This window comes from Acinetobacter sp. WC-743 (genome assembly GCF_000335555.1).
GTDB classification, from domain to species: Bacteria; Pseudomonadota; Gammaproteobacteria; order Pseudomonadales; family Moraxellaceae; genus Acinetobacter; species Acinetobacter bereziniae.
The window spans coordinates 1-7672 of sequence record NZ_AMFQ01000143.1 but is presented as its reverse complement, the minus strand read 5'-3'; the positions used below and the strand labels follow the sequence as shown (position 1 = coordinate 7672).

The 7672-nt window shown below is 41.2% G+C and carries 4 protein-coding genes; 2 read left to right on the top strand and 2 right to left on the bottom strand.

Going from position 1 to position 7672, the window contains the following annotated elements; all coding sequences use genetic code 11:
• Positions 1–614: 614 nt before the first annotated feature.
• Positions 615–1610, bottom strand: coding sequence for an SUMF1/EgtB/PvdO family nonheme iron enzyme (locus tag ACINWC743_RS21900; RefSeq protein WP_035301571.1), 996 nt, complete (start codon positions 1608–1610; stop codon positions 615–617).
• Entirely contained in the window at positions 1607–3289 is a 1683-nt protein-coding gene (locus ACINWC743_RS21895) for an arylsulfatase (protein ID WP_009587024.1), read from the bottom strand. The genes ACINWC743_RS21900 and ACINWC743_RS21895 overlap by 4 nt, the downstream gene beginning before the upstream one ends.
• Before the next feature lie 304 nt (positions 3290–3593).
• Between ACINWC743_RS21895 and ACINWC743_RS21890 the strand changes: the two genes are divergently transcribed.
• Positions 3594–7181: a type VI secretion system Vgr family protein gene (locus tag ACINWC743_RS21890; protein WP_009587026.1), complete on the top strand. Its 3588-nt coding sequence runs from the start codon at positions 3594–3596 to the stop codon at positions 7179–7181.
• A gap of 62 nt (positions 7182–7243) precedes the next feature.
• The coding region (locus ACINWC743_RS21885; RefSeq protein WP_157432068.1) for a hypothetical protein at positions 7244–7672 on the top strand (429 nt) is incomplete at its 3' end.

Below are 7672 nucleotides of genomic sequence, written 5' to 3'. Positions count from 1 at the left end.
CAGCTGTGATCTTTGTTATGTAGTCAATCTGTTGAAAAATTCATACAGTAGAATATCATTTCTGTTGATCAATAAAATTAAAGCGATCAATATATTGTTTGATGATATAAAGCTTGCATTGCCACGCTTTAGCTCTAAAGTTTAAATTGTTTTGCGTAGGCGATACTCTACTTTTCAGAGATGAAAAGTAACAAAAATCTTCTGTTGAGCGAGGGGTACATCCTAATACCCCCGCTCAACATGGCGACATCCATGTCGCCTCGTGATAGCAAGAGTGTTTATGATTCAAAAGTACAAAATAAATGAATCATCCAAATCACTTGTATGAATAATCAGGCGGTTTGACTATATAAGGTATTGCATATAGCTAAATGACCCAAAAACCTACTTTCGCAAGAGGTCTAATAGATCAATAAAATGAACGTTAAGACAAACCATAAAGTTCATTGAATATGCAGGATTTATATCAAAACACTTATATGAATAATCAGGCAGTTTGACGATACAGTTTCATTATTCTAAAATGAATGGATATGAAACACCTGATTGAAATATAAAAATAATTTTATAGATCATTATGCTTTATAAAACTATGGCTTTTATCTATTTCACGTTTAAGGTGCACGTAAAACAGTTCTAAAGCCAACATGTGTCGCAGCCAAATCAAACTCCTGAGGGTAGCGACTGCTGTTGCGATAACGAGAACAAAAATTAGAAGCACATAAAAAAGAACCGCCTTTAATCACGTACTGAGTACCCGCAATACGCTGTTGACGAAGATCTGCATAATTCCCCATGTGTTGATCGTGTGCCCCTCGATAAATAGATGATGTCCATTCCCAAACATTACCAATCATATCAAACAATTTAAAGGCATTTGCAGCATAACAGCCCACTGGAGCAACGCCTTCAAAGTGATCTGCTTGTGTATTATTAAATGGAAATTCACCTTGCCAATAATTGGCTTGAGGGTGTTGATGTGCATCTTCTGGCGCTTGGTGTAATGGTGTATCTGTGGTCGATCCTGCTTTGGCAGCATATTCCCATTCTTGTTCTGTGGGTAAATCATGCCCCAACCAAACAGCATAATGTTCGGCATCATTTTGAGTGACATAGCGAACGGGTTCAGCAGGCAGCGGTGCTTGACCTCTAGCGCCATTTGGACTTTTCCACGTATAGTCTGCTTTGAGTTGCCACCATTGTTGAGGCGTCTGCGTATTCGGAGAAAATACAGCAGCTTGATGCTGTTTTTCAGCATCAGTGATGTAGCCCGTTGCCTTTACAAAACTGGAGAATTGGGCAACGGTAACCTCCGTTTGGTCGATCCAGAAACTTTCAACCTGACGTTGTTTTGCTCCAAAATTGATTTCGTCTGGATAAGCTTGATTGGAACCGAGCTGAAATGAACCTTTGGGAATCCGTATCATTCCTGCGGTTGGGTTTTGCCCCCACGCCTTTGGTAAGCCTGAATATTCTTGGCATTGCTTTAATGTGCCAAGTTGAGCCAATTGAGTTTGTTGCTGTGGTGCAGGGCGATCAGGTTGTACCTTACTACAGCCTGCCATAAGTGACAGGCTACACAATAAAATGGGAACAGGCTGAAGCTTCATTGAATATTGTATTCCTTCACTCCATTTTTTTGGGTGTATTTGTTATATACCTCAATGAGTTCCTGTACTTTTGTTGGATTGTCCTGTGCCAAGTTTTTGGTTTCACCACGATCATTGTTTAAGTTATATAGTTCCCAAGTTCCTGTACCCAACTCAGCTTTGCCTTGTAAAGCAATTTTCCAGTCTCCTTGGCGAGCATACTTACTGCCATGCAGTTCATCCGCAAAACTAAATTGAGCTGGGCGAATCCATTGTGCTTTATTTTCTAGTACAGATTTCCACGAGTAACCACTTGGGGTATTAATTTGACGCCCTTTGTATTGACCTTGTGGCACAGCAATATTGGCATACTCCAACACAGTTGGGAAAACATCCAGTACGGAAGCAAAGCCATGATGAATTGCTTGAGCCTGAGTTTGGTTTGGAAGTTTTACAATGGCTGGCGCGGTGGTCGCCCCTTCACCTGCGGTATCTTTCCATAAATGGAATGGTGCTGCACTGACTTCAGCCCAACGGGGACCAACATAGTGGTAAGAGCTGGCTGTACCAACATTATTTAAGTTGTTGTCAAAACCTGACTCTGCACCATAGTTACCTCGGATAAAACCTTCAGCGCCGTTATCAGAAACAAAGAAAATTAAGGTATTGTCATATAAATGATTACGTTTGAGATATTGAATGACACGACCGATATTGGCATCCAAGTTTTCCACCATGCCCGCATAAATTTCCATTCTGCGTGCTTCTAAAGCCTTTTGTTCAGCGGAAAGTTCATTCCATTTGCCATATTTTTGAGGGGCATTTTGTGTTGCAATCGGTTCAGCAGCCGTAAAATTGGCAGGAATCAGTCCAAGTTGTTTTTGTCGTGCAATACGGGCATTACGAATCGCATCATAGCCAACATCGTAAACGCCACGATAACGATCTCGATATTCTGCTGGTGCTTGAATTGGCCAGTGTGGCGCTGTATAAGCCGCATAGGCAAAGAAGGGTTTACCTGAGTTTTTACCAGACTCTAAATAACTGAGTAGCTTATCGGTGAAATAATTGGTCGAGAAGAAATCATCAGGCAGTGATGAGATTGCAACTTGTTTGCCATCTTCGGTATAGGTGGCATTACGTTTATAGGCTGTAGGTGCTTGTTTAAAATGTAAATCCAAGCCTTGTAACAAAGTGAATGAGTGATCAAAACCTTTAGCATGTGCATTGGTTTCTGGGGTTAAACCCAAATGCCATTTTCCACTGATATAGGTACGATAACCATTGTCTCTAAGTACCTCTGCGATCGAAAGGGAACGTTCATTTAAATAACCTTCATATCCAGGTTGTCCTTTTAAATGCGCAGGAGTAAGTTCAGCCATCGCTCCAATCCCTGCCAAGTGATGATCAGTGCCTGAGATCAATTGTGAACGCGTCGGTGAGCAGGTAGGTGCAGTATGATAATCGGTTAAAATACGTCCTTCTTGGGTCAGTGCATCAAGGTTTGGGGTGTGGATTTCACCACCAAAAGCGCCTAAATCTGAATAGCCAAGATCATCCGCCATGATAAATAAGATGTTCGGTTGTTTTTGAGTTCCCACACTGCCATTGGATTCATTTGAATCACTGTCATTACAAGCTGAAATAGAAAGGCTGAATAAAGCAATAGAAAGTGTTGTAAGAAGATTTTTACCAGACATACGTGTCGACTTGATTTTATAAAAATTGAGCTGAGTTTAGAGGGTTAATTTTTACGGTAAAAATAATTAAAATTTGATTGTTAATCTTAAAAAATGAAAAGACTCAAAGTTCAGTCTAAAAATAAAATTGAAGGCACATTCTAAGATTTGTGATAAGGTGAACTTTTATTCTCTTTATCATGTTATGTAATTGAAACTTGAGAAAAACTCATCAATGTTATTGAGATAATGTAGACAGGTCTGTCTAGACTTTGACGCTATTTTTTAGTACACTACATCACAATCTAAAATCAAACAATAAACCATGTCTAACAATATTTATGTTGCTCTAGAGCAGTTGGGACTTACAGCGCAAAAGCGCGCCATACATTTGCAATTTTCAAATACCGCGCTCAATGATCAAGTTTTTCTTCAGCGCATTGAGGGCACACATCAGTTGAATGAGGGAATTCAACTGCAATTGATCTGTCTTTCGACAAATTCAGCAATACCTTTAAAGCAGTTTATTGGTGCTCAAGTCGCTGTTGATATCGTCAATGATCAATCCGAACTCAATCGAATTTCAGGAATTGTCACCCATGCAGATGCAGGCGCGAGTGATGGTTCTCTTTGCATCTATCGTCTTAAGGTTGAAGACCCAACCGCACTGTGGAAGCATCGTAGAAATTCCCGTGTGTTTATGGCGAAGTCGGCTGTTGAGGTAATTCAAACCGTATTTCAGGAATGGGTGCAACGTAGCCCACTGTTTGCTTCAAGCCTCACTTTAGACAAGAGCGGACTGACCAAAGACTATGATGTCCGTCCATTCCTCATGCAGCAATCTGAAAGCGATTTCGACTTTCTAACACGTTTGATGAGAGCTGAAGGAATTAATTGGCTAATTGATGAGGCTCAGCTGAAAGTGCCGAATACAACTGTACAAATTCAAGCGCAAAAGTTAAGATTAATTGATGATAACGCTCAATTTAGTGCCTTGGAACGCCGTAACATTCGTTTTCATCGTAGCTCCGCTGTAGAAGCGAGCGATTCAATCATTCATTTTACAGGACAACGTTCACTTCAACCGACCTCAGTCCATATTCAACGCTGGCAAGCCGATGTATTAGATACAGATGAAGGTGCTGGTAGCGTTCAAAGTAAACACAACCATAGTGAAAATTATGACAATGCCAGCCTAGGTTTAGAACAAGCATGGCACTTTAGCCCTGCATGGATACAAGATCTCAATGGAGAAGATGGTGCAACGCCATCGGGCAACAGTCAGGTTGAGCGCTTTAACCAAAACCTCAGCAATTACTATAATGTGCAAGCCAAACAATTTACTGCGATCTCGACAGTACGAGATGCGCAGGTTGGCTATCATTTCGAACTGAATGAACATCCAAGCATAAATCTAAAAGATACTGCTGATCGGCAATTTCTGATCATATCTAAAACCTTTTATAACCAAAATAATTTACCGAAAGACTTAACCAACCAAGTCGAAACTTTGTTAAAACAAAGTGATTGGCAAATCACCAATATCACCACAAACAATAGTGAGGAACGCCAAGCCAATACACTGACGCTAATACGACGTAATATTGCGATTGTTCCTGAATATAATCCACTGCAACACCGTCCGATCGCATCACCACAACGCGCTATTGTTGTGGGTCCAAGTGGCGAAGAAATCCATGTCGATGAATGGGGGCGCATCAAAGTCCGCTTTCTGTTTACCCGTAATGAAGACAATACGCATGATGGTGGTGCAGGCTCGAATGACAATGATACCGACTCGGCTTGGGTCGATGTGCTGACCCCGTGGGCAGGCGAAGGCTATGGGGCAAGATTCTTACCGCGTATTGGAGAGGTTGTTGTTATCGATTTCTTTGCGGGGGATATTGACAGACCATTCATCGTTGGGCGCATCCATGAAGGATATCGTCATCCAACTCAATTTGATGGCAAAGGCAAATTGCCAGATACCAAAAAGTTATCAGGGATTAAAAGTAAGGAATATCAGGGCAGTGGTTACAATCAGCTACGCTTTGATGATACTAAAGGGCAACTTAGCAGTCAGCTACAGAGTAGTCATGGCGCGAGTCAACTGAATCTTGGAAAGCTCAGTCATCCAAAAGATCAAGCAGAAAGTGATGATCGTGGTGAGGGTTTTGAATTACGTACAGACCAATGGGGTGCAGTACGCGCAGGGCAAGGCTTACTGATTTCGACCTATGCTCAAGATCAAGCCAAAGGTGATCATTTAGAGAGTGAGATTGCCCAAAAGCAACTTGAAAGCAGTCAGACCAATAGTAAAGCTTTAAGTGATATTGCTAAAAACCAAAAGACCGATGAAATTGAGTCGATTGAGCAACTGAAAGCTTTTGCTGAAGCAATTGAAAAAGATATTGCCAAGTATAAAAAAGCAATCATGCTGTTAAGTTCAGCTGATGGCATTGCCCTGAGTACGCCTGAAGATATTCACCTTTCAGCAACAGGCATCATCAATCATAGTGCAGGCGACAGTATTAACTTCAGTACCCAAAAAAATCTGTTGGGACATGCGTTAGGAAAAGTGAGTTTATTTGCGGCACAGGGTGGCATAAACTTTATTGCGGCACAGGGTAAATTTAATATTCATGCGCAGTCAAATGCTTTAGATGTATTTGCCAAGCTTGGAATCACCATTTCTTCGACTGAAGACCGAATAGAAATCAGTAGCCCGAAAGAGGTATTGATTACTGGTGGTTCATCACAAATTGCATTGAATGGCTCAGGAATTTTCCCCAAAACAGGTGGAAAGTTCGAAGTCAATGCAGGGCAACATACCTTTAAGCCGGGTGCCAGTGTCAGTAAATCAGCACAACTTCCACCATCGAATCCAATGAAAGGGGCACTGGACTTACTGAAAAGTTATGGTGGAAAGGATTTCTTTAAGCAAACAGGCTTTAATGTCATAGATTCATTTGGCAAGCAAGTTTCTGGTAAATTGGATGGCAATGGTTTTGCAAAAGTGACAGGTATTGCACCTGGACCTGCCAAAGTTGAATTTGAAACCGATCCGCGTAGTGCTTGGAATCAAGGTAGTCATTTTAATCGTGATTATACATGGTCAGAAGAAGCAGTCGGTGGCGTCACTGGTTTTGCCCAAAATGCCTTAAAATCGATGGGACAAAATATGATGTCTCAACTCAAGGATAATTTGTTCTCACTGAATGGTGATTCCCTAAAAAACATGGGTAAAAATGCTCTAAAAGACCTTGGAACACAAAGTCTAGGGCAGTTTAAACAACAATTTACTCAAAGTGCATTAGGTTCAGTCTCTTCAGCAATGAATTTAAACCTGTCTCCATCTCAGATGATGAATGTTGGACAGATGATTGCCAATCCAAGCCAAACCTTACAAAACATCAAAGACCAAGGTATCGATTTCTTTAAAGATCAAGCTTCAGCTGCCTTCGCTCAAAAGAGCAGTGGTTTGTTGTCTAACTTAACATCAGCAACAGGTTTCGGTTCGGGATTAGGGCAAGGCTTTGTCGCAGAATCTTTTGGCTCAGGTCAAAACCTTGCAGATACGCCTGTAAAAGTGGTCGATGATTTTGTGAAAAAGGACGAGTATTTTTCTCGGTTCTTGACGTATAGCATTACCACGCGCAAAGGCGAAGCATCTTCATCACCGACCATAGCACAGAGTATTCCTCAAACTGTAAGTCAGCCTTCACCAATCTTGACCCAGAACACTTCGCCAGTTTCACCCCCTCAAGAGGTGAAAAAACCGCAGTCGATTTATAATATGGATAAAGATGTGGTGCGTATGGATTTAGAAGAATCCCGTTATGTCACCAAACAAGTGACGGTACGCAAAACCACGCCTGAAGATCCAGATGTATATAGTGCACGCAATAAGTGATTGAGTATTTTTAGATTTTTCTTAATTGAAATTAAAAATTAAAACGTATTAAGGTTAAGCCCATGGCATTTATAGACAGTAAAAACCAGACCGCAGGGTCCAATACAACAGAAACATCTCGCACAAACAATACAAAGCCAGCAGTTGAATTGGCAGTATTTAACTTAGCCAGTGTGACGCATACAGAAGACCATAAATTTATTGCGCATCAAATTCAGAAATATCTACAAGCATGCGGAAATACCAGCCTCGAACAAATCAAAGCCAGTGCCAATGTCCCGACAGTAGCCAATATTTTTGCATTGTCTGGTAGTGTTTTAGATCTGATTCTATTTGCCGCAGAACCCAAACAAGCTGATGCCGGTGTACAACAAGCAGCATTGTTGAGCATGAACTTAATCGGTTTATTTTTACAACCGAACACCGAAGCCCATGTGCGTATGGCATTACGTCCAATGTTGGGGTTAATGGCTGAGTGTTTATATCCAGCC